Source organism: Microbacterium sp. LTA6, from assembly GCF_045690355.1.
Classification (GTDB): Bacteria; Actinomycetota; Actinomycetes; order Actinomycetales; family Microbacteriaceae; genus Microbacterium.
Genome location: NZ_CP147855.1, coordinates 1,221,384 through 1,245,290, shown reverse-complemented (window position 1 = coordinate 1,245,290; position 23,907 = coordinate 1,221,384). Strand labels below are relative to the sequence as shown.

Annotated in this window: 15 protein-coding genes; 7 read left to right on the top strand and 8 right to left on the bottom strand. The window is 67.8% G+C overall.

What is annotated here, in order from left to right; translation table 11 throughout:
* Nucleotides 1–40 precede the first annotated feature (40 nt).
* From LTA6_RS05820 to LTA6_RS05800, 5 genes are all read right to left on the bottom strand, one after another.
* Nucleotides 41–2,224, bottom strand: a complete 2,184-nt coding sequence (locus LTA6_RS05820; protein ID WP_407358908.1) for a YhgE/Pip family protein — start codon at nucleotides 2,222–2,224, stop codon at nucleotides 41–43.
* Nucleotides 2,221–5,112 (bottom strand): YhgE/Pip family protein, encoded by a 2,892-nt coding sequence (locus LTA6_RS05815; RefSeq protein ID WP_407358907.1) that lies wholly within the window; start codon nucleotides 5,110–5,112, stop codon nucleotides 2,221–2,223. The genes LTA6_RS05820 and LTA6_RS05815 overlap by 4 nt, the downstream gene beginning before the upstream one ends.
* Nucleotides 5,109–5,720, bottom strand: a complete 612-nt coding sequence (locus LTA6_RS05810) for a helix-turn-helix domain-containing protein (RefSeq protein WP_341976605.1) — start codon at nucleotides 5,718–5,720, stop codon at nucleotides 5,109–5,111. Before LTA6_RS05810 ends, LTA6_RS05815 begins: the two co-directional genes overlap by 4 nt.
* 120 nt (nucleotides 5,721–5,840) lie before the next feature.
* Complete coding sequence (gene argG / locus LTA6_RS05805) at nucleotides 5,841–7,286, bottom strand: argininosuccinate synthase (RefSeq protein ID WP_407358906.1); 1,446 nt, start codon at nucleotides 7,284–7,286, stop codon at nucleotides 5,841–5,843.
* A gap of 83 nt (nucleotides 7,287–7,369) precedes the next feature.
* Nucleotides 7,370–7,783 carry a helix-turn-helix domain-containing protein gene (locus tag LTA6_RS05800; RefSeq protein WP_341976603.1) on the bottom strand — a complete coding sequence of 138 codons (414 nt, stop codon included), beginning with the start codon at nucleotides 7,781–7,783 and terminating at the stop codon, nucleotides 7,370–7,372.
* Nucleotides 7,784–7,944: 161 nt separating this feature from the next.
* Here LTA6_RS05800 and LTA6_RS05795 point away from each other — a divergent pair, with 161 nt between their 5' ends.
* The 4 genes from LTA6_RS05795 to LTA6_RS05780 all read left to right on the top strand — a co-directional run bounded on the left by LTA6_RS05795 (nucleotide 7,945) and on the right by LTA6_RS05780 (nucleotide 12,249).
* A complete protein-coding gene (locus tag LTA6_RS05795) occupies nucleotides 7,945–9,252 on the top strand; it encodes an MFS transporter (RefSeq protein ID WP_407358905.1) in 1,308 nt (435 codons plus the stop codon).
* Nucleotides 9,253–9,265: 13 nt separating this feature from the next.
* On the top strand, nucleotides 9,266–10,057 hold the full coding sequence (locus LTA6_RS05790) for an NAD(P)H-dependent oxidoreductase (RefSeq protein WP_407358904.1): 792 nt from the start codon (nucleotides 9,266–9,268) through the stop codon (nucleotides 10,055–10,057).
* Between the two features lie 160 nt (nucleotides 10,058–10,217).
* Nucleotides 10,218–11,186, top strand: coding sequence for an alpha/beta hydrolase (locus tag LTA6_RS05785; RefSeq protein WP_363550123.1), 969 nt, complete (start codon nucleotides 10,218–10,220; stop codon nucleotides 11,184–11,186).
* Nucleotides 11,187–11,253: 67 nt separating this feature from the next.
* Entirely contained in the window at nucleotides 11,254–12,249 is a 996-nt protein-coding gene (locus LTA6_RS05780) for a hypothetical protein (RefSeq protein WP_407358903.1), read from the top strand.
* Nucleotides 12,250–12,325: 76 nt separating this feature from the next.
* On the opposite strand, the gene LTA6_RS05775 is transcribed toward LTA6_RS05780, so the two are convergent.
* Entirely contained in the window at nucleotides 12,326–13,357 is a 1,032-nt protein-coding gene (locus LTA6_RS05775; protein ID WP_407358902.1) for a helix-turn-helix transcriptional regulator, read from the bottom strand.
* 133 nt (nucleotides 13,358–13,490) lie between these two features.
* Nucleotides 13,491–14,222 carry a hypothetical protein gene (locus tag LTA6_RS05770; RefSeq protein WP_341976597.1) on the bottom strand — a complete coding sequence of 244 codons (732 nt, stop codon included), beginning with the start codon at nucleotides 14,220–14,222 and terminating at the stop codon, nucleotides 13,491–13,493.
* Between the two features lie 295 nt (nucleotides 14,223–14,517).
* Between LTA6_RS05770 and LTA6_RS05765 the strand changes: the two genes are divergently transcribed.
* The 3 genes from LTA6_RS05765 (at nucleotide 14,518) to LTA6_RS05755 (ending at nucleotide 22,821) form a co-directional block, all read left to right on the top strand.
* A complete protein-coding gene (locus tag LTA6_RS05765; protein WP_341976596.1) occupies nucleotides 14,518–20,217 on the top strand; it encodes an SdrD B-like domain-containing protein in 5,700 nt (1,899 codons plus the stop codon).
* 172 nt (nucleotides 20,218–20,389) lie between these two features.
* On the top strand, nucleotides 20,390–21,679 hold the full coding sequence (locus LTA6_RS05760) for a NosD domain-containing protein (protein ID WP_341976595.1): 1,290 nt from the start codon (nucleotides 20,390–20,392) through the stop codon (nucleotides 21,677–21,679).
* Complete coding sequence (locus LTA6_RS05755; RefSeq protein ID WP_341976594.1) at nucleotides 21,676–22,821, top strand: Dyp-type peroxidase; 1,146 nt, start codon at nucleotides 21,676–21,678, stop codon at nucleotides 22,819–22,821. Before LTA6_RS05760 ends, LTA6_RS05755 begins: the two co-directional genes overlap by 4 nt.
* Nucleotides 22,822–22,860: 39 nt before the next feature.
* Here the strand turns inward: LTA6_RS05755 and LTA6_RS05750 are convergent, their stop codons facing one another.
* Complete coding sequence (locus LTA6_RS05750) at nucleotides 22,861–23,901, bottom strand: LacI family DNA-binding transcriptional regulator (protein WP_341976593.1); 1,041 nt, start codon at nucleotides 23,899–23,901, stop codon at nucleotides 22,861–22,863.
* Nucleotides 23,902–23,907: the final 6 nt, after the last annotated feature.

Below are 23,907 nucleotides of genomic sequence, written 5' to 3'. Positions count from 1 at the left end.
CCCTCGAATCATACCTACCGAGGCGGCGACGGCACGCGCGTCACATGAGTTTCGTGGACGCCAGGGCGCGCAGCAGCTTCTTGTTGAAGCCGATGAGCGGCAGGCGCAGCACCAGGCCGAGCAGCAGGGCGGGCACGATGAACGCGGACAGCAAGCCCAGCGAGACCCAGAAGTCGTTGTTGTAGATGCCGGCGATCGCGGAGCGCATCGCGTTGACCGCGTGTGTGGCAGGCAGGAACGGGCTGACGTTCTGGAACCACTGCGGAAGCACCTGCAGCGGGTAGGCGCCACCGGAACTGGAGATCTGCACGACGAGCATCAGCACGGCCAACGCCTTTCCGGCGTTTCCGAAGGTCACCACGAACGTGTAGATGATCAGCGTGAACACCAGCGACATCACCCACCCGGTCAGGATGAGCAGGAACGGATGCTCCGGCTGCACCTGGGTGAACAGCACGCTGCCGAGACACACGAGCGTGCTCTGCAGGAACCCGACGAGCGCGAAGATGCCGAACCTGCCGAGGTACGTCTGAGTGGGGGAGAGGAGAGGAAGTTCGGTGGCCGCGCCCTGCGGAGGGTCGACGCGGATCGACACCGAGATCAGGAGTGCTCCCACCCAGAGCGCGAGCACGGTGTAGAGCGGAGTCATCGCCGCGCCGAAGCTGACGACCGAGAAGACCGGGACCCGCTCGAGGGACACGGGTTCCGCGAGATGGGTTGCCAGCGCCCGCGGATCCGCACCGATGACCTTCGTGAGTTCGCTGAGGTCACCGGTATCGATGGCCTTCGTCAGCGCGGCCGCGAGGGCATCGAAACGATCTGCTGTCTCGGTGAGCGAGCCCGAGATGTCGGTCGTCAGGGACTCGGCGCCCGCCAGGGCCGTGCTCAGGGAGTCGGATCCGGAGAGCGACTCCGCCACGGAAGAGAGATCGCTGCCGATCGAGTCGATGTTGCCGCCGATGACGGCGAGAGTCTCGGCGAGCGCATCGAGTTTCGGCTGCAGGCTGCCGGTGTAGGCGTTCTGAGCATCATTCACGGCAGCCTTCGCCTCGGCGATCAGGCCGGTGATCTCGGCGTGCGTGGCCTGAACGTCGGCATCGGTGTCGGTGATGTGCGTCGCTGCTTCGTCGAGGCGATCGTGCAGCTCCTGCTGTCGCGCGATCGCGCCATCGATCCGCGACACGGCCCGATCGAACGAGTCCAGCGCCGACTCGGGCAGGAGCGGGCGAACGTCGTTCACCAGGGTGTCGCGCAGCTCCTGCTGCTGGTCGATCTGCGTCTGCACCCGGGCCGCCACGGCTCGGATCGTGTCCGCCGAGCTCTGCGACTGAGCGCTCATCGACGAGAACACGTCGTCGACGCTGTCGGCGACGGCCTGATAGCTGTCGGCCGTGCCGGACAGGGCGCCGCCGAGCGTCGCCGCCGTCGAGGCGAGAATGTCCTTCAGCGACTGGGCGGCATCTTTCCCGTTGCCCAGTGCGCCGGTGGCGCCGCGCAGCGCATCGCCGGACGCCGTTGCGAGCTCGGAGGCACTGTCGACCAGGGGTCTGCTCGAGGCGATCAGAGACGTGAACATGTCGGCCGTCGCCGAGCCGGCGCGCAGTTGCGCGGCCACTTCGCTGACGTGTGCCTGCAGACGCGACAGCGTCGCCTGCGTGTCGGCGTCGTCGAGATACGTGGACAGTGAGGTGATGATGTTCAGGCCGGCCTCGCTGAGCTTCTCCGTGAACACCTCGTTGATCGTGGTGGAGACCTCGCCTGCACCCTGCTCGGTGATCTTCGGAGCGAGGGCGTTCTTCTTCTCGTTGGTGTAGTACTCGATCTCGGTGCGCTCGGCGCCGTTCGAGTAGAAGGCCATCATGTCGGCGCTGAAGGTCGGCGGAAGCACGATCGCGGCGTAGTACTCGCCGGATTTCGTGCCGTCGATCGCCTCTTCCTTCGAGGTGAACACCCAGTGCAGATCGTCGTTCGCGCGCAGCGCCGACTGCACCTGCTCGCCGACGTTCAGGCGGATCGGAACAAGATCGCTCTGATATCCCTCGTCGGTGTTGGCGACCGCGACGGTCAGGTTCTTGGTGTTCTCGAACGGATTCCAGCTGGCCATGACGTTGAACCAGGTGAACAGCGAAGGGATGATGACCAGTCCGAACAGCACGATGACGGCCATGACGTTGCTCGTCGCCCGGCGCAGGTCGTGCCGGAACACCTGCAGGATGTTCTTCATTCGCGCTCCTGCCGTTCCTGATCGGGGCCGTCGTCCGGCCGCTTCGTGTCGTCTTCCGTGTCGTCGAGATCGGCGCCCCCACGTCCGGAGGGCCCATCGTCGGTGGATTCGCCGGGGAGCCCGGTATCCGACTCCGCCTGTTCCGCGACCGGTTGGGTCGCAAGCTCCTCGGCGTCGTCCTTGTCCGGTGTCGGGTCGGGATCGTCCGCGAAGAGATCTTCCAGAACGGCGGTGTCGTCGGCGACCACGTGCGGCCGCTCGAGCACGGCGGTGCGCGCGGTCGAGGTCTCGGCGTCGGTTGCGTCGTGAGACACGGGGAGAAGAAGCGCATCACGCCCGATCTCGACGGCCAGCGCATCGCGCAGATCGGCCTCCGGCATCTCCCCCACTTCGGCGGCTTGCTGGATGCTCTGCTTGACGTACTCGAGCGTGACCAGGACGGCGATGAGGATCAGGCACCACAGTGCCCACAGGCCGAGCATCGTCACCTTCGCTTCCGGGAGCAGCCAGGCGACGAGGCCGAGCAGCGCCATGACGGCGACCCCCACGATCAGGGTGAGCCGCAGCAGGGTCGGGTACCGGTCGGAGAACCGTCGAACGCGTTGGGCGACCTCGGCGCGGTAGCCGTCGCCGTCGGTCAGTGCGCGGATGATCTCCGGCGTCCGGCGGCGACCGGTGATCTGCACGTCCTCGCTCACCAGCAGTTGGCTCTCCGCCAGCCGACTGTTGAACAGAAGCGCGAAGTTCCCCAGCCGTCGACGCAGGAACAGCCCGAGTGTGAATGCCAGCACGACGAAGACGGCGAGCGCTCCCATGAACTGCCAGTAGTGGCCGTCGTAGAAGCCGCTGATGGTCTCACGGAGTGCGTCGATGCCGTAGGTGAACGGCAGGAACGGGTACAGCCCGCGGAAGAAGTCCGGCATCATCTCGATCGGGTAGAGCCCGGATGCTCCCGGGATCTGGAAGATCACCAGCAGGATGCAGAGACCCTTGCCGACGTAGCCGAAGCACACCGACAGCGCGTAGATGATGCTGAGATAGGCCAGGCCGATGAGCACACCGGTCCCGACGAACGCGAACGGGTTCGCCGTCTGGACGCCGATGACCAGGTTGCCCACGCAGACGAGCACGGCCTGGAACACGGCGATCGATGCCAGCAGCATCCAGCGTCCCAAATATGCCTGCCGCACGGAGACGCCTTCCACACCCTCGGTGTCGACCTCGAGACGCATGATGACCATCAGCACGAACGCGCCGATCCACAGCGACAGGTTGGTGAACAGGGCGGCCATCGCCGAGCCGTAGGCCTTCGTGGGGAACAGGACGTTCTCGTGCACCTCGACAGGCGAGGCCATGAACTGGGCGATCTGTTCGGCATCCAATCCGCCGATCGTGCTGAGCCGATTCCAGATGTCGGCGGCGCTGAGCGCCAGCACATCGGTGCGCACACCGCCCAGTCCGGACTGCGCGGTGACGAGGTTGCCGTCGAGCGCGGTGAGTGCCTCGGCGGTCGCCGCGAGCTGAGTCCTCATGCCGGTCAGCAGGTTCTGTGCCTGCGTCACCTGGGTGCGCTGTGCGCCCAGGGCCGACGAGAACGCATCCGCACTGGAGGACAGCGCCGACATCGCACGGTTGAGTTCGGGGACGCTCTGCATGAGCGCATCGCGGATGGTGCCCGCCGAGGTCGCGGCGGTGCCCACGGCGGAATTGACCGTGTTCGCGGCCGCCTTGACCGAATCGATTGTGCTCGAGACGTCGCTGTTCAGCTGCTTCAGCTGGTCGAGCACCTGCTGGTCGGCGGCGTTGCGCTCCTTCAGGTCGTCGATCGCCTTGCTGAGCTGTTGGGCTGCCGCGGAGCCGGGATCGGTCTTGTCGAGGACGGCCTGCAGCTCGCCGAGCGCGGTGCCGTTGGCCTTGATCACGGCGGAGAGGTCATCGATGGCAGAACCCACCGCGACGTTCGCCTGTCGCAGGCTGGTCGACAGGGTCGCGATCGAGGCGTTCATCTTCGAGGACGCGTCGGCGAGCAGGGTGGCCCCCGAGACGTAGGCGGATGTCACCTTGTCGGTGAAGGTGAGCAGTTCCTGCTGCGCCTCGGCGGCGATGGTCTGGGCCTGGGCGACGGCGCTCTGCACCTCGCCGAGCGTGTTGTCGACCTCGCCCAGCGTCGACACGGCGTCGTCGAGCCTGGTCTGCGCATCGGTGAGCCCGGTCTGCAGCGTGGTGATGCCCTGGCGTGCGGTGCTGACCTTGCCGACGGCGTCATCGAGGGCCGTGACGGTGGTGTCGCGGGCGTCGCCCAGTCGGCCTTCGGCGTCTTCACCGGCATCCTTCAGCTGCCCGGTGACGGCCTCGGCGACCACGGACACGAAGGTGCTGTTGATCTGAGTGTCGAGCGTCGAGGCGCCGACATCGGTGATCTTCGGGGCGATGGCGTTCGCCTTCTCGTTGACGAAGTACCGCAGGACGGGGCGCGTGAACTCGCCGCTCGTGATGCTGATGAAGTCGCGGCTGAAATCCTCGGGGATGACGATCGCCGCGTAGCTCCGCCCGCTCCGGACGGCGTCCATCGCTTCGTCCTCGTCCATGAACTCCCAGCCGAGCTGGTCGTTCTCCTTGAGCTGGCTGACGAGTTCGCCGCCCACGTCGATGTCACCGGTCAGATCCGATGTCGCTCCGTCGTCCTGGTTCACGATCGCGACGCTGACGTTCTGGGTGTTCGCGTACGGGTCCCAGAAGGCGACGATGTTGAACCACGCGTAGAGGGAGGGCGTCACGATGACGCCGATGATGATGATCCACGCCTTGCTCACGCGGGCCAGTCGGCGCACGTCGCGCCGGAAGACGCTCCAGGCGTTGGGCATGTGGCCGTCGATCGGCGACATCATGCGTCGACGCTGATGTCGGGGTGTGCGGCGAGGAGCTCGTCGGCCTCGTGCCAGGACAGCCCGGCGATCGAGAGCACGACGCGGACGGCGAGGCTTGCGGCGCCCGCGCTCGCCGCATCGGTGCGAGCGACGACGGTGCGGGCCATCTCTTCGATGAGCCGTGCGAGCGTCGGGGCGGCCAGGTCGGTGCGGAAGCTGCCGTCACCCTGCCCACGGGTGACCAGAGCGGCGACGGCGCGCCGCAGCGGGGCGAGCGCCGCGGCGGTGTGCTCGACATGGGCCTCGTCGAGTGCGAGCGCGGCGGCGACCTGCACGTGCGCGGCCTCCTGCCAGAGGCGTGCGGCGAGGCGCGCGAGGGCGAGTCGGGAGTCGGCGTCGGTGACGGACTCGGCGATGGCGTTGAAGCGCTGGGCTCCGTTGGCGATGAGCTCTCGGATGAGAGCGTCGCGGTCGTCGAAGTGTCCGTACAGGGTGCGGCGCGAGAGACCGGCGCTGCGGGCGATCACATCGACCGAAGCATGGGGGTCGTGGGCGAGCGTCTCGCTCGCGGCGGCGAGGATACCGGCGCGATTCGCTCTGGCATCGCTGCGGGGTGCACGGGTGGACATGCGTCCATCGTAGCTAACATGCACAGTCATGTGCAAGATAGTTCGGCGGACTCACAGCGAGAGCGCAGAAACGACGATGGGGACGGATGCCGCAGCATCCGCCCCCATCGAGGAGAAGCGTCAGTCGGTGCCGGAGTCGAAGGCCGCGCCCTCGGATGCCGTGTCCACCGCATCCGCGAGCGACTCGTCGGCCTCGGAGATCGAGCCGTGAACGGCTTCCGTGATCTCGCCGGATTCGCCGGCGGTCACGCGGCCGACCAGTTCGGCGGTCGCACCGCCCACGAGACCCAGCCCCGCGTACTGCTCGAGGCGGGCACGCGAGTCCGCGATGTCGAGGTTGCGCATCGTGAGCTGTCCGATGCGGTCCACCGGGCCGAACGCGGCGTCGCCGACCCGCTCCATCGAGAGCTTCTCCGGGCCGTACGAAAGGTTCGGGGAGACCGTGTCGAGGATGGTCCAGTCGTCACCGCGACGCAGGCGGATCGTGACGGTGCCGGAGATCGTGGACCCGACCCAGCGCTGGATCGACTCGCGCAGCATCAGCGACTGCGGCTCGAGCCAGCGGCCTTCGTACATCAGGCGCCCGAGACGGCGTCCCTGCTCGTGGTACGTGGCGAGGGTGTCTTCGTTGAGGATGCCGTTGACCAGGCGCTCGTAGGCGATGAACAGCAGTGCCATCGCGGGCGCCTCGTAGATGCCGCGAGACTTCGCCTCGATGATGCGGTTCTCGATCTGGTCGCTCATGCCGAGGCCGTGGCGGCCGCCGATCGTGTTCGCCTCCAGCACCAGCGCGACCGGGTCGGAGTACTCGACGCCGTTGAGCGCGACCGGGCGCCCCTTCTCGAAGGTGACGGTGACGTCTTCGGTCTCGATCGCGACGGAGGGGTCCCAGAACTTCACGCCCATGATCGGGTCGACCGTCTCGAGCGAGACGTCGAGGTGCTCGAGCGTCTTCGCCTCGTGCGTCGCGCCCCAGATGTTCGCGTCGGTGGAGTACGCCTTCTCGGCGGAGTCGCGGTACGGGAAGTCGTGGGCGACGAGCCAGTCGCTCATCTCCTTGCGGCCGCCGAGTTCGGTGACGAAGTCGGCGTCGAGCCACGGCTTGTAGATGCGCAGACGCGGGTTCGCGAGCAGTCCGTAGCGGTAGAACCGCTCGATGTCGTTGCCCTTGTAAGTCGAGCCGTCGCCCCAGATGTCGACGCCGTCCTCCTTCATCGCGCGCACCAGCAGCGTGCCGGTGACCGCGCGGCCGAGGGGCGTCGTGTTGAAGTACGTCTTGCCGCCGGAGCGGATGTGGAAGGCGCCGCAGGCGAGGGCGACGAAGCCCTCCTCGACCAGAGCGGTCTTGCAGTCGATCAGGCGCGCGGCCTCGGCGCCGTACTCGAGCGCACGACCGGGGATCGATTCGATGTCGCCCTCGTCGGGCTGGCCGAGGTCGCCCGTATAGGTGAAGGGCACCGCGCCCTTCTCGCGCATCCACGCGACGGCCACGGAGGTGTCGAGGCCCCCCGAGAAAGCGATGCCGACGCGCTCGCCGACGGGCAGGGACTGGAGGACCTTGGACATGGTTCCCAGTCTATCGGCGGGCTGTCGGCTGTTTCGGCGGGCGACGAGCATTCCGCCGCCGACCCGCAACAGGACCCTCGAGGTCAGCGCGCGTCGGCGGCCTCGAGTTCGACGAGCAGCTCGGGCTCGGCTGCCGTCCGTGCCAGCTCGCGTCGCTGGTGCGCGGCGTAGCGACCGCCCCAGCTCGTCAGCGCGTCGACGAGCGGCATCGCCCCCCGGCCGAGGTCGCTCAGCCGGTACTCGACCTTGGGTGGGACCTGCCGATAGACAGTGCGGATGACGAGCCCGTCGTCTTCCAGCTCGCGCAACTGTCGGGTCAGCACGCGAGCGGTCGGCTCGTCGAGCAGCCTGCTGAGCTCGCCGAACCGCAGCACCTCGTGCTGGCCGAGAAGGCTGAGGATGCTGGGCTTCCAGGCCCCGCCGAGCACCGCGATCGAGACCTCGGCGTCGCACGCGTCTGCCCAGTCCCGGATGATGCGCTCCGTTTTCTCCCTCATCGGTCTGCCTTCCATTCGCGCCATAGTATCCAAAAGGTCACTATGTACCCTCAATGACCGTACTTGTCAGAAGTGTACTCGCCCCTGAGACTGAGATGGTGACCTTCCCGACACCCGTAATAGCCGCTCGCCCCCGCTCGGCCCTCCACCCGTGGCTCGCCATGATCCCGCTGTTTCTCGGCATCCTGATCGGCGCGCTCGCGATCAGCAGCATGTCGACAGCGCTTCCGGCGATCCGAGGCGACCTCACCCTCAGTGACAGCGGCGCTCTCTGGCTCGTCGACGTCTATGCGCTCTCTCTCGCCGCGACGCTGATCATCGCCGCGCGGATCGGCGACGCGTTCGGGCGCAAACGGATCGTGCTCCTCGGGCTCGCCGGCTTCGCAGTGCTCAATGCCGTGGGCGGGTTCGCCCAGGACGGGATGCTGCTGGTCGTGGTGCGGGCTCTGCTCGGCGTCGCCGAGGCCTTCGTCGTGGCCGGCGTCGTGGCCACGATCGGAGCGCACTATCACGCACGCCAGCGCGTGCTGGCATACGGGCTGTGGACCGCGACCTTCGGCGCAGGCAGCGCTCTGGGTCCGGTGCTCGGCGGACTCGTCACGGAGGGCCCAGGGTGGCGCTGGCTATTGCTGGGCAGCGTGCCGCTCGCGGTCGTCGCCGGCGTGCTCGCGATCTGGCTCGTTCCTGATTCCCGCAGCTCGCGGCCACCGTCGTGGGACATCCTCAGCATCGTGTCGTCGATCGTCGCCCTCGGGGCTCTCGTCTTCGCCCTGCACGAGGTGCTCGCGGCTCCGCTCGCCGCGGGCATCGCAGGACTCGTCGCGGTCGTGACGCTCGTGTTCTTCATCCGCCGCCAGCGCACCCTGCGCGAACCCCTCATCGACATGCGACTCTTCCGAGTGCCCGGGTTCAGCCCTGCCATCGTGCGCATCGTGGCGAGCGGCGGTGTGTCGACGGCATCCGTGCTCCTGGTGAGTCTGCACCTGCAGGATGCCAGGGGGTACAGCGCGGCCGAAGCCGGGATCGCGATCCTTCCGCAGGCGGTGGCGATCGCGCTCGGCGGGGTGCTCGCACCCTTGTTCCTCCGATGGCTGACGTCACCAGCGCTGACAGTGCTGGCGCTCATGGTGCAGGGGGCGGGACTCGCCTGGCTCGCGACAGGGGTCGATCTCGTTGCGATCCCGCTCGTGCTGGTCGGGGTGGGGTTCGGGATCGCGGCCACGCTCGCCGCGACGACCCTCTTCGACGTGACGACCGACGACGACGCCGGCCAGGTCGGGGCGATCCAGGAGGTCGGCTTCGCCCTCGGCGGCGGCCTCGGAATCGCCGTGCTCGGCACGATCGCCTCGATCGTCGGGCATCGCGGCTTCATCGTCGCGCTCCTCCTTGCGACCGGGATGGTCGTCGCCGCAGCGCTCCTGCCGCTCTGGAGGCGCGCGCCCAAGCCCTCTGTCCGCGAATCCCGCTGAAGAAAGGCCGCCCGTGTCCGCAACGCGCCCGACCGTCCACTGGATCTACGCGCACCCCCAGGAGAACTCGTTCAACGCCCGGCTGTTCCGTGACGGGCGGGAGGCGCTGTCGCGCGACTACGACGTGCAGACGACCGACCTCTATCGCCAGCAGTTCGACCCTGTGCTCGCGGCCCCGGATCTGGGCGACCCGCAGGGGAGGGAAGGCAACGTCGTCGACCTCATGGGCGAGGCGTATGCCGAGGGGCAGGTGCCGTCCGATGTGAGCGAGGAGCAGCGCAAGCTCCAGGCAGCCGATCTCGTCGTGCTCCAGTTCCCGCTGTGGTGGTACGGACCCCCGGCGATCCTCAAAGGGTGGTTCGATCGCGTGCTGACCAACGGGTTCGCCTACGGTCCGCTCGACCCGCACACCGGTCTGCCTCTGCGCTACGGCGACGGCCTGCTCGCCGGGCGCCGTGCCCTCGTGATCGTGACCGCCGGTGAGGACGACCGTTCCCTCGGAGAGCGGGGCGTGAGCGGCGACGTGGACTCGTTGCTGTTCCCGCTCACCCATGGCACCCTCTGGTACACGGGGATCGAGCCGCTCGACCTGCACGTCGTCCACGACGCCGACGGGTTGGAGTCGACGGGGGTCGATCACGAGAGCGCGCGGCTGGTCGAACGGCTCTCCGGGATCCGCGAAGAGTCGCCGAGCGCCCCGTTTCGCCGGCTCCGCGACGGCGAGTACCACGGCACCCGAGCACTCCGAGCGGATCTGCTTCCCGGTCGCACCGACCTCGGCATCCATCGCGTCCCGATCGATTGAACGGCGTACGGAGAGAAGGCGACTCGAGCAGGCCCAGGACCCGCCACTCGGCGGTCGATCGTCGACGGATCGGCCGCGCTCGGCGGGTTACGCTCGTGTGCGACGTGCAGGAGGCTGGCGGAGCGCCGCTGCGCTGGCGGCCGAGAACAAAGGAGTTCTGATGACTGACGTCACTCTTCGCCCGCCCTTCGATCCCGAACTCGAGGCGGCTCTCGCGCTCATCGGCGACCAGATCCCTCCCACCCTGACGGCGGAGATGATCCCGCTGCTCCGGCAGGCGCCCGTCGGCGGTTCGGACGAGACGCTGCAGGTGCTCGCCGATCGCGGCTTCACCTGGCGCGATGTCACCATCGCCGGTCATGAGGGTGGAGAGATCATCGTCACGGTGATCGAGAAGGAGGGGCGCACGGGGACCGGTCCCGGCTTCTTCCACACGCACGGCGGCGGCATGATCATCGGCAACCGTTGGCTCGGAGTCGTCGGCTTCCTCGATTGGGCGGAGCGGTACAACGGGGCGATCGTGACGGTCGAGTACCGGCTCGCACCGGAGTTCCCCGATCCCTACCCGGTCGAGGACTGCTATGCCGGATTGGTCTGGACCGCGGAGAACGCGCAGGAGCTGGGAGTCGATCCGAACCGGTTGCTGATCGGCGGCGCAAGCGCGGGCGGTGGGCTGGCCGCCGGCACGGCCCTGCTCGCTCGGGACCGGAAGGGGCCGGCGCTGATCGGGCAGCTGCTCATCTGCCCGATGCTCGACGACCGCGACTCGACAGTATCGGCGCAGCAGATCGACGGCATCGGTGTCTGGGACCGAGGGTCGAATCTCACGGGCTGGACCGCACTGCTCGGAGACCGCCGCGGCTCCGCCGACGTCTCGGTGTACGCCTCGCCGGCGAGGGCCACCGATCTCTCCGGGCTTCCACCTGCGTTCATCGACTGCGGCAGCGCCGAGGTCTTCCGCGATGAGGATGTGGCCTACGCGACGAAGCTCTGGAAAGACGGGGTCCAGGCCGAACTGCACGTCTGGGCCGGCGGTTTCCACGGGTTCGACATGTTCGCACCCCACGCCGCCGTGTCGCAGGCGACCGCCGCCGCGCGCGACAACTGGGTGAACCGCCTGCTCGGTTGAACTCGCACCCTGTGGGGTCGCGGTGCGCGACCCCATAGGGTGGAACTCCCGCGCGATGGAGCCCGACATGCAAGATCTGCTGGGGCGGCTCACCGCCCTCGACCCGGATGCGAGCGAGACGCTCAAAGTCGTCTCCTACTTCGATGCGCTCGTCCAGCACTCCGTCGGCGTCGAGAGCATGCTGCGGGGGGCGGCCGTGCTCAGCGGAGCCACGGTCGGGCAGCGCGACGGCCGGCAGCTCGTCCGAATCCGGGCCGACGGCGTGCGCATCGATCCCGTCGATCCCGGCGATGCCTGGACGCTGCGGGAAGTCGGAACGGATGCCGTCGCCTGGATCGAGCGCGAGGGCGCGCCCCACACGAACGACGCGATGATCCTCGAGCGGCTCGCGCTGGCGCTCGGCATCATCCGCGCGCGTCGCTCCGTCGGGGCGGAGAGCGCCGTCGAGCTCGCGATCAGCACGTACGCGAACACGGAGGAGCGGGCAGCGGCCGTGTCGAGGCTTCGCTTGCCCGCCGGTCCGGTGCGTGTCGTCGCCTCGCCGCCGGAGCCGGCACCGCTGCCGCAGCATCCGTCCGCCGTGGTCGCGACCCGCCACGGCCTCACCCGCGCGACGATTGTGGATGCCGCCAGTGACGCGCTGCAGGCGTGGGGTGACGCCTCAGGCCTGCGTCTCGGCGTGGGACTTGCCGTCTCCGGCGCACAGATCCCGGCATCCTGGTCGGCTGCTCTGGTCGCCGCGCGACTTTCCAGTCCGGCGGAGCGGGTGATCCACGCCGATGAGCTCGGTCTCGGGCTCATCGTCGCCCAGGCGGCGGACGGCGAACCCCCGCATCCCGACGTGACTGCCCTGGCCCGCCTGGATGAGCGCAGTCTCGAACTGCTGGATGCTGTCATCGACGAGCACAGTGTGCGGGCGGCCGCCATCCGTCTGGGAAGGCATCATTCCAGCGTGCAAGAACGCCTGGCCTCTCTCGTGGAGACCCTGGGGTACGACCCGCGCACTTCCCGCGGGCACACCCGCTACGCGCTCGCACGGATGCTGTTGACGCTCGCCGGCTGAAGCCTGCTCACTTCGCTGTCGCGGCACCGGTCGGCGCCGAGTCGGCCGACAGGTGCCGGTGCCAGTGCAGTTTTCGTCATGGGGCCGGGATCGAGAGAATCGACAAGGGTTCCGACTTCTCGGCGATCGCGCGCGTCGGTACCGGAGTGGTGATCCGCCGCACGCGCGTGGCCGATGGCCGTTCGCCATAGCGTCGTTGATAGGAGTTACTGAAGGTGCTCAGGTCGCGGAACCCGGATGCGGTTGAGATCTGCCCGATGCTCAGTGCTCGTGACTCGGGGTCCTTCAGGAGGCGCCGAGCGACCTTGAGACGCTCCTCCCGGATGAGGTCGGATGGCGTGGTTCCGTGCAGGCGAAGTTGCGTCTGCACGTGTCGCAAGGACCACCCGAGGCGCGCGGCCAGCGCGAAGCCGTCGAGCGCGGGGTCATGGGCGCGTTCCCGGATGATCTGCCGGAGCGACGCGAGCAGCGCCCAGGACAACTCTGTGGGGGGCTCCGTCGACGCGGGATTGGCGAGCATCACCAGGAGGTCGACGACGTGGTCGAGCATGAGGTCGAATGAGGTGACATCCAGATGATCGCGTTCCTGATGGACGAGCCGGAGCTGGTCCTTCAGGATTCGCCCGATGCCTCGACTGAGATCGAGGTGGAGGGGGGCGGGATCTCCGGCGTTGTCCGGTGGAGGCATCCGGACCCGGTCGCGATGGATGATCAGTGCCATATAGGCGAAGCCATTTCCGTCGCGAAGCTCGAGAAGCTCGGAATCCGCACAGACCAGGGCGCCCCAAGGCCTCCCCGAATCGCGAGCGCCGCTGACCGATAGAGCTCCGGTGTCGTTGACGAAGGGAATGTAGAAGGACGCCACCTCGGGCGGAACGTGATGGGGCTGGTGCGGTGAACGCGCCACTCCCGGGCACTCCTCACGCCATCCGACGACCTGATACCGGGTGGATCGCTGGCGCACGACGTCGGCGGAGCAGTCCGTGGAGAGATCGACCCGATGCGGCGCGAGGAGCGACGACACCTGACTCATCCACCACTCACCCTGGATCCGCTGCGAGGGGTCGCGCGTGGTCAGCGTCTCAACCGAGTACACGAGCACCTCCATCGGAACTCTGCGCTGACGATGCATCGAGTGCTCGCCGAACGTGCAGTTTTTCCAGCCATCCCCAGGCTTTCCGGCACAGGCTAACACCCGAAATGGAAGGTTGGCAACCGTTTGCCAATTGTGAGCGGGAACGCTAGTCCGAAGTGAGACCTTCTCCGAGATCGACGCCCTCGGCGTCGGCGAACTCGATGACGACCGGTGACGCATCGTCGCCGCGGGGAAGCTCGACGCGGAGGAGCGTGCCATCGCTCAGCACCCAGTAGTGCGCGCGATCCTCGATCGGCTGCGCAGACCCGCCTGAGGCGCTCGGACCGACCAGCACCTGCGCGGTGACGCTCCCGGATTCGGTGCGAATGTCTTCTGTGCCGAGCGAGACCGCATCGGACTGCCGCAGCAGCTGCGGGTTCTCGGGTCGGTCGGACCCGAGGGAGACCAGTACCGCGATGGCCCCCGCAAGGGCGGAGTCCGACGGATCGAACTCCTGACTCAGCCACCCATCTTCCGGGATCGGCAGGATGGGCTCGCTCGTCGTCGGTTGCTCGCGGATCGATAGCGTCTGGGCCGATGCCTTCAATAGGCCGACGGGCGTGCCGTCTTGGGTGACGGCCCCGTAGACGAGGCCATCGGGAAAGTCGACGTAGCCGCTCACGGCAACCTCGCCCGCAGCATCCGGAGATGACAAGGTGAACGACCGCGTTCCGAGATCGAAGTTGTGGAAGCGCGTGACCGCGAAGAGCTCCGCTTCCTCCACGCTCAGCGGCTGCGGGTCAGGCTCCGATGGCGTCGCCGCACAGCCGGCCATCGAGCCCAGCAGCAGAACCGAGGCGAGGATGACGCGGAATGAAGTCGATCTGCGACACCGCACGCCCCGATCGTACTAGCCGCATCATGGACGAAGCGGAGCCGAACATTTTCTCCTGACGCATCGTTTTTTCCCACGTTGTGGCGCTTCCCGCCTTCTCGGTAATTTTCGAAACGAAGAACGGGCCGCGCTGCGGCCCGTTGGTTGTCGTGGGCAGGGGAGACCGTCGGTCGGACCTGCTCACCCTGGGATGGGGAGCCCCATGTTCGAGAGATTCAGTCCACACGCGCGCACACCGTTGCGCGCGGCCACCGCGGGAATAGCCACTGTCGCGCTTGCCGCCAGCAGCATCCTGTTCATGAGCGCACCAGCGAGTGCAGCATCCGGGACGGTCACCGGCATGGTCTTCCGAGACCTGGCGAGCAACGGGGTGTTCGATTCCGACCCTCTCGCCGACCAGCCGCTGGCCGGAGTGACGGTCACGGCGTACGACTCCGCGGGGGCGGCAGTCGGAACGGCGCAGTCCGCAGCCGACGGCACCTACACCCTTGACGTCGTGGACGCCGCGACGGATGACGTGCGCGTCCAGTTCACCGGTGTGCCGGCAGGGTACGAGCCCGCTTCGCACGGAGCCGGAAACGGCACCAGCGTGCAGTTCGTCACCATCGGCGCCACCGACATCGACTACGGCGTCAACGCGCCCGACGACTACTCGCAGGGCGGCAGCGTGCCGCTCGCTCTGCCGATCCGCTGGACGGGTCTGCGTGATGGTTTCTCCACCGCCGAGCGCCCCTCCATCGTGAGCGTGCCGTGGGATGCGACTCTCAACGGCAACGGCGAGTACGACCAGCGCACCACCCTCGCCGAGTACAGCGAGACCGGATCGCTGTGGGGTACTGCCTACCGGCGCACCACGGGCGACCTCTTCAGCTCGGCGACGCTGCAGCGTCACTCCGACCTCGGTCCCCTCGGCCTCGGCGGCATCTACCTCGTCCCGAACGCCCTGAACGAAGGCGGCACCCTCGGCACGCCCGGAGCCGTCGAGGAATGGCTCGACGTGCAGGGCCTGCCCATCGCGGGCGGCGGCACCGTCGACCTCGGCGAGAGCACGATCGACTGGGACGCCCGTGGCCTGAACGGCCCGACGAACCCGGCTCACGACACGCAGGCCTATGACGCGATCGGCAAGATCGGCATCGGCGACATCGAGGTCAGCTCTGACCAGAAGACGCTGTACTTCGTCAACCTGTTCGACAAGAACCTCTACGCGATCGACATCGCGAACCCGACCGAGGCCACCCGCATTCCGCTGAACCTCGTCGAGGGCGAGCGTCCGTGGGCCATCGAGGTGCATCACGGTCAGGTCTACATCGGCTACGTGCAGACCGGCGAGGGCAACGGGAACGCCGCGGTGACGGACCAGCAGCTGTTCGTGCGTGCGGCATCCGATGCCGATCTCACGCCGCTCGGCACCGCCGGATCGCAGATCTTCGCGACCGGGCTCGACTACGTCAAGGGCTCGCCCGGATCAGACGGCATCGACTCGCGCTTCTTCACTTGGAAGAGCTGGACGACCGCGGCCGACTACGACCGCGACCTGTACTCCTTCGCGAACCTCAGCGACCCTGCGCCGATGATGAACTGGTCGCAGGCCATGCTCACCGACCTCACGTTCACGAGCGAGGGCAACCTTGTTCTCGGCCTGGCAGACCGCTCCGGATGGCAGCTCGGCAACGAGAACTACGGCCCGCTGGACGGCCAGACCGATCTCACACAGGGCGTCTCGGCCGGCGACACGCTCGTCGCCGGTGTGCAGGGTGACGGTTCGTACGTGCTCGAGAACGACGGCGTCGTCGGAGACCTGGAAACCTCGGGCACGCTCCCGAACCAGGGCCCCGGCGGGCGCGAGTTCATCGACGACTCCTTCATCAACGCGAGCAACGACCAGCGCCAGCACAACGAGATCACGCTCGGCGGCCTGGCTTCCATCGCCGGTTTCGAGGACGTCGTGACGACGGCCATGGACCCGACCGAGGGTGCATCGCGCACCGGCATCCGCTGGAGCAGCGCGACCGACGGCAGCAACTCCAACGGCTACCAGGTGACCCAGTCGGGTCACGAGGGCAGCTTCGAGAAGTCGGGCGGTCTCGGTGACCTGCAGGCGCTCGTGAATGCGGCACCGGTCGAGATCGGCAACCGCGTGTGGTTCGACGCCGACCGTGACGGCATCCAGGATGCCGGCGAGCCGGCCGTCCCCGGTGTCACCGTGACCCTGCTCGACGAGGGCGGCCAGCCGGTCGCCGGCGTCGACCCGGTCGTGACCGATGCGAACGGCGAGTACTACTTCTCCGACATCGCGCCCGACCTCACCTACACGGTGGCGTTCGACTCCTCGACCGCCGACGTTTCAGGCCTTGCGGAGTTCGGTGTCACCGAACCGTCGCAGCTGTCCTGGACCGGCCGTGGTGACGACGCCGCTGCCGCCACGCGGGAGATCGACTCCAACGTGGACCCGGCGAACGGACGCGCTCCGGTCACGGTGGGTGGCCCCGGCCACAACGATCACACGATCGACGCCGGCCTGATCGTCCCGCCGACGGAGTGCACCGTGGGTGACTTCGTCTGGGTCGACGCGAACGAGAACGGCCTTCAGGACCAGGGCGAGGCCGGCGTCGCCGGTGCGACCGTGGAGCTGCTTGACGCCGAGGGCAATGTCGTGGACACGACGACGACAGACGCCAATGGCGCCTATCTCTTCGAGGGCATCGACTGCGGCACCTACCGGGTGCGGTTCACGATCTCCGAGGGCAACACGTTCACGACGCCTGGGGCGGGTGCGGACACTGCCGTGGACTCGAACCCGACGCCGTCGGACGAGAACCCGCTGGTCGGTGTGACTCCGGAGTTCGAGGTCACCCCGGAGAGCCCGGAGGATCTGACGATCGACGCGGGTATCGTCCCGGAATCTGAGCTCTGCACCGTGGGCGACTTCGTCTGGGTCGATGCGAACGAGAACGGAATCCAGGATGCCGGTGAGGCCGGTGTCGAGGGTGCGACCGTCGAGCTGCTGGATGCTGAAGGCAACGTTGTGGACACCACCACGACCGACGCTGCAGGCGCTTACCTCTTCGAGGACGTCGAGTGCACGACCTACAGCGTGCGCTTCACGATCCCCGAGGGCCACACGTTCACCTCGACCGCGACCGGCGATGACCGTGCTGTCGACTCGAACCCCACCCACACACAGGAGAATCCGCTCATCGGCGTGACTCCGCAGTTCGAGGTCACCCCGCAGAACCGCGAAGACCTGACCATCGACGCCGGTGTGGTCCCGGAGGCGCCGTTGTGCACCGTGGGCGACTTCGTCTGGGTCGACACGGATGCTGATGGCGTGCAGGATGCCGGGGAGGCTGGCGTTGCCGGTGTCACCGTCGAGCTGCTGAACGCAGAAGGCGACGTCGTCGCGACCGTCCAGACGGACGCGAACGGCGGATACGTGTTCTCCGGTGTGGAGTGCGCGACCTACCGGGTGCGGTTCACGATCCCTGAGGGCAACACCTTCACGACGCCGGATGCGGGTGATGACACTGCGGTGGACTCGAACCCGACGCCGACGCAGGAGAACCCGCTGATCGGTGTGACTCCGGAGTTCGAGGTCACCCCGGAGAACCCGGAGGATCTGACGATCGACGCCGGTATCGTCCCGGTCCCTGACGTGCTGTGCACCGTGGGTGACTTCGTGTGGGTCGATGCGGATCGCGATGGCGTGCAGGATGCCGCTGAGGCTGGCGTTGCCGGTGTCACGGTCGAGCTGCTGAACGCTGAGGGTGACGTCGTCGAGACGGCCACGACCGACGCCAACGGCGGGTACCTGTTCGACGACATCGAGTGCGGCACCTACCGGGTGCGGTTCACGATCCCCGAGGGCAACACCTTCACCACGCCGACGGCGGGCGACGACACCGAGGTGGACTCGAACCCGACGCCGACGCAGGAGAACCCGCTCGTGGGCCTGACCCCGGAGTTCACCGTCACCGAGGAGAACAACGAGGACCTCACGATCGATGCGGGCATCGTCCCCGAGGTGCTGTGCACCGTGGGTGACTTCGTCTGGCTCGATGCGGATCGCGACGGCATTCAGGACCAGGGCGAAGCCCCGGTCGCCGGTGTCACGGTCGAGCTGCTGAACGCTGAGGGTGCAGTGGTCGCCACTGTGACGACCGATGCTGCAGGCGCGTACCTGTTCGACGACATCGAGTGCGGCACCTACCGGGTGCGGTTCACGATCCCCGAGGGCAACACCTTCACCACGCCGACGGCGGGCGACGACACCGAGGTGGACTCGAACCCGACGCCGTCGGACGAGAACCCGCTGGTCGGTGTGACTCCGGAGTTCGAGGTCACCCCGGAGAACCCGGAGGATCTCACGATCGATGCCGGTATCGTTCCGGTTCTCTGCACCATCGGCAACTTCGTCTGGGTCGATGTGGATGCTGATGGCATCCAGGACGAAAGTGAAGTGGGTATCGCCGGTGTCACCGTCGAGCTGCTCGATGCTGAAGGCAACGTCGTCGAGACGGCCACGACGGGTGCGGATGGTTCGTACCTGTTCGAGGACGTCGAGTGCGGCACCTACCGGGTGCGGTTCACCCTTCCTGAGGGCAACACGTTCACGACGCCGGATGCGGGTGATGACACTGCGGTGGACTCGAACCCGGTTCCGACGCAGGAGAACCCGCTGATCGGGGTGACTCCGGAGTTCGAGGTCACCCCGGTCGACCCGGAGGATCTCACGATCGACGCCGGTGTGGTTCCCGAGGTGCCCGTGTGCACCGTGGGTGACTTCGTCTGGGTCGACGCGGATCGCGACGGAATCCAGGACGCGGGCGAGGCCCCGGTCGCGGGTGCCACCGTGGAGCTGCTCGACGCCGAGGGCGAGGTCGTCGCGACGACCACGACCGATGCGAACGGTGGGTACCTGTTCGAGGGTGTGGAGTGCGCGACCTACCGTGTGCAGTTCACCATCCCCGCCGGTTACGAGTTCACGACGCCGGACGCCGGGAATGACACCACTGTCGACTCGAACCCGACGCCGTCGGACGAGAACCCGCTGGTCGGTGTGACTCCGGAGTTCGAGGTCACGCCGGAGAACCCGGAGGATCTGACGATCGACGCCGGTATCGTTCCGGTTCTCTGCACCATCGGCAACTTCGTCTGGGTCGATGTGGATGCTGATGGCATCCAGGACGAAAGTGAAGTCGGTATTGCCGGCGTCACCGTCGAGCTGCTGAACGCCGAAGGTGCAGTGGTCGCCACCGTGACGACCGATGCTGCAGGTGCGTACCTGTTCGAGGATGTCGAGTGCGGCACCTACCGGGTGCGGTTCACGCTTCCTGAGGGCCACACGTTCACGACGCCGGATGCGGGTGATGACACTTCGGTGGACTCGAACCCGGTTCCGACGCAGGAGAACCCGCTGATCGGGGTGACCCCGGAGTTCGAGGTCACCCCGGTGGACCCGGAGGATCTCACGATCGACGCCGGCGTGGTTCCCGAGGCGCCGGTGTGCACCATCGGTGACTTCGTCTGGTTGGACGAGGACAGGGATGGGATCCAAGATGCGGGCGAGGCCGGCATCGCGGGTGTCAAGGTCGAGCTCCTGAACGCAGACGGCGACGTCGTCGCCACTGTGACAACGGGTGCGGATGGTTCGTACCTGTTCGAGGGCGTCGAGTGCGGCACCTACCGGGTGCGGTTCACGCTTCCTGAGGGCAACACCTTCACGCCGCCGAATGCGGGCGACGACGACACTGTCGACTCGAACCCGACGCCGACGACGGGGAACCCGCTGATCGGTGTGACCCCGGAGTTCGAGGTCACCCCCGAGAACCAGGAGGATCTGACGATCGATGCCGGTGTGGTCAAGGCTCAGCCGCCGCTGGCTATCACCGGTGGTGGGCCCATGACGATCTCCATCGTCGCCGGCCTGATGCTCCTCCTCATCGGTGGTGGGCTCGTGGCGCTCCGTCGGCGCCAGACGGCAACGTCGGCCCAGTAAGGCCCAGTAGACAGGTGGGCCGGTCATCATGCGATGGCCGGCCCGCCTGTCTTGTTCGCGTCTCCAGCCCGTATCCCTCGAAGCGCCGTCCTCGAGAGGCGGCAGCGCCGCTGAGGGCGGTGATGAGCTCTGCGATGATTGACCGATCGATTCAGGGACAAAGGTTGGCAGCGTGAGAACACGATTCATTCGCTCCTCGGTGGTGGCTACCGTGGCGGTGATCGCGGCATCCCTGGTCGGCTGCGCCGCGAGCGCCCCCGAGCCTGCTGCCCGTGATCTCGTGCGCGTTCCCGAGGACGCGACGCTGGGCGAGGCGGGCACCCTCATCGCCGATGGGGGGATCATCCTGATCTCGCCCGGAACGTACACCGACTCGCTCGAGGTCCACGCCGACGACGTGACGGTTCGAGGGCTCGATCGGAATGGCGTTGTTCTCGACGGTGAACTCACACGCAGCAACGGCGTGGTCGGCACCGGAGAGCGGGTGACCGTCGAGAACCTCACGGTGCGCAACTTCCTGCAGAACGGCGTGCTGATCACGGGAGTCACAGACGAAAGCGGCGCGGGCGTCGCACGCGGCCCCGACGGATACCTGCCGGGCGATACCCCGCCTCCGGTGCCGGGGTATCTCGTGCAGGCCGTGACGGCGCAGAACAACGGGTTGTACGGGATCTATGCGTTCAACCGCACCGGCGGGGTCATCCGCGACAATCTGGCCAGTGGCGGCTCCGATTCCGGCATCTATGTCGGGCAGTGCGAAGACTGCAACGCGCTGGTGCAGGACAACGTGCTCGTCTCCAACGCCGCCGGCCTCGAGCTGGCGAACGCTTCGCAGGTCGTCGTGCAGGGCAACCGCATCGTCGGCAATCGCATCGGCATCAGCGTCCTGAGCAATTATCTGGAGGCGCACGGTCCCACGGCGTCGGTGCAGATCGTTGGCAATCTCATCGCGGACAACAACGAGCACGAGACGCCGGTGCATGCCGGCGGCGCGTTCGGCATCGGCGTCGGACTCGCGGGCACCGTCGACGCGGAGGTGCGCGCGAACACGATCTCCGGCAATGCTTCGGTGGGGATCTGGGTCACCTCGTCAGAGGATTTCGCGCCGATGGGCACTCGCGTGTCGGGGAACGCCTGGGGCGGCAACGCCCTTGATGCGGCATTCACGCCCGCCGCGGCCGCCCTCGGCTCGAACAACTGCTTCGAACTGGGGGCAGGAGCGACAGCCGATCCGGCTGAGCTCACCTCAGCCGGGTGTGCGGATCCTCTCCCCGCCGGCGTCTTCCGGCAGCCGCCGGCCCCGGACGGTGTGGTGTTCTCGGACGTGCCACTGCCTCCCGAGCGCACCGGCCTGAAAGACATGACAGAGGAGCCGCGCTCCCTGCCGGATCGTGTCGAGCTTCCCGACCTTTCCGGAATCGTCCCACCCGCCGTCGACCTGCTCGCCGAGGGGAACGGGTGAACGGTTCAGACGAAGCGGATGCCGCCACCCCGGAGGAGGCATCCAGCCCCGCGCCGCCCACCCGGCGGGGACTGTTCGCCGCCGCCGGAACCGCGCTGGTCGCCGGAGCCGCCGGATGGGCGCTGGGCCGGGCCGGCGAATCCGATGCACCCGCCGACACCCAGCCGGGAGAGCAACCGGGCGGTGCGGCGGCGTCTCCATCGGCGAGCCCCCTGCCGTCGGCGGAGCGGCGTCCAGGAATCACCTGGCCGGCGATTCCCCAGCGGTACGTCTGGGTCGGCGTCGTGAGTGTCCCGGGCCGGGACGCATCGGCGATTCGCGAGCTCGCGATCCGCGTTTCGCAGGAGTTGCCTGCGCTCCCCGAGGACGCGGGCGAGCCCACCGTCACGGTCGGGTTCGCTCCTGCGGTGGCCCGGTCGCTCTGGGGCGAACGGGCCTCGGCCATGATCGAGCTGCCGGCCTTCGCCCACGATGAAGAGAGCGTCGCCACCGGCGGAGATCTCGCGCTGCAGGTCTGTGCGGAGACGGCGGCGGCGGTCACGCAGATCGTCGTCGGCATCCGCAGAATGCTGGGCGATCACGTCCTCGAGTGGGAGCGGAGCGGGTATCGGGACGCACCGACTCCGCACGGCACGGCCCGGACATCGACCGGATTCGTGGACGGGATCGTGAACCCGAGAACCGCCGAGCTGCTCGCGGCGGGCGTCTGGACCGATGCGAAGCACCGCGACACCCATCTGGTGCTGCGGCGCATGCGGATCGTCCCCTCCTTCATCGCGCTCTCGGATGCCGATCAGGAGCGCGCGATCGGGCGACGCAAGGACACCGGCGCACCGCTGTCCGGCGGGGGACCGCTCGACGACGTCGATCTGTTCAGCAAGGCGGCTGATGGGCATCCGCTGACGCCGCGCACCAGCCATGCCCGTCGCGCCCATCCGGCGAACCTCGGTCGCGCGTTGATGCTTCGACGCAGCTACAGCTTCGATCCGGCCGAGGGCGCGGGGCTGCTGTTCATCGCCTACCTGGCTGATCCGCAGACCTTCATCGCGACCCAGCGACGGCTCGACGAAGACGATGACCTCATCGCGCACACCCGCACCGATGCCTCTGGCTGCTTCTTCGTGCCGGGAGATCTCACCTGAGACCGATGCTGCCGCGGACGCTCGCCGGCTGAGTCCTGCTCACATCCCGATGGCGGCCCCGGTCGACCCGCGCGTCTCCAACCGCGGTGTCGAATCGAGGAAGGCGTTCGGCGCAGCACCGCCGAGCACGTCGAACAGCCGCCGGGTGGCGTGCGCGCCAAAGGCGACCACGTCGTGGCTCAGCGTCGTGAGCGCCGGTGCCATGTACCGGCAGATCAGAGAGTCATCCCAGGCGATGACCGAGGCGTCCTCGGGTACGCGCAGGCCGGCGCGGGAGAAGACCGCGAGCGAGGCGATCGCCATGATGTCGTTGTCGTACACGAAGGCGGTCGGCGGATGCTCAGACGCCAGCGCCTGCTCCGTCGCACGCGCGCCCTCTTCCGGGGAGTAGTCGGTGCGCAGCAGCATGCCCTCGCACCCGAGGGCATGGATCTCGTCATCGAACGCCGCATTGCGGATCTGCGTGTGGGCGAGGTCGGAGAGACCGGCGATGCGCGCGATCCGGCGGTGCCCGAGCCCGGCGAGGGCCCTGACCGCCTCGCGCATCGCCTCGGCGTCGTCGGTCCACACCGTGGTGAGTCCCGGCGCCGCGGAAGGATCCGCGACGGCGACAGCCGGGAACTCCGGATGCTTGGCGAAGTACTCGGCGCGCGGATCGTCGACATGCAGATCGACGAGGAGCACCCCGTCGACGCGCCTGGTCGTGCGCCAGCGACGAAGCGTCTTCAGCTCACTCGCGGAATCCGGCGCCACTTGCAGCAGCAGGCCGTATCCGCGTGGCGACAGCTCGCTCTCCATCCCCGCGAGGAACTGCATGAAGAACGATTCGGCGCCGAGGCTTCGCGGGTCACGTGCCAGCACCAGGCCGAAGCTGTTCGTCTTCTTCGCCGTCAGCGCCTTGGCCGCGGCACCCGGCGCCCAGCCCAGCTCATCGGCCACCAGGAGGATCCGCGCCCTGGTGCTCTCCGAGACCCCCTTGCGTCCGTTGAGAGCGAAGGAAACCGCACCGGGAGACACACCGGCGCGCTCGGCGATCTCGGCGATCGTCACCGTCTGCTTCGCGTGCGCGCTGGTTCCCACCGTCGT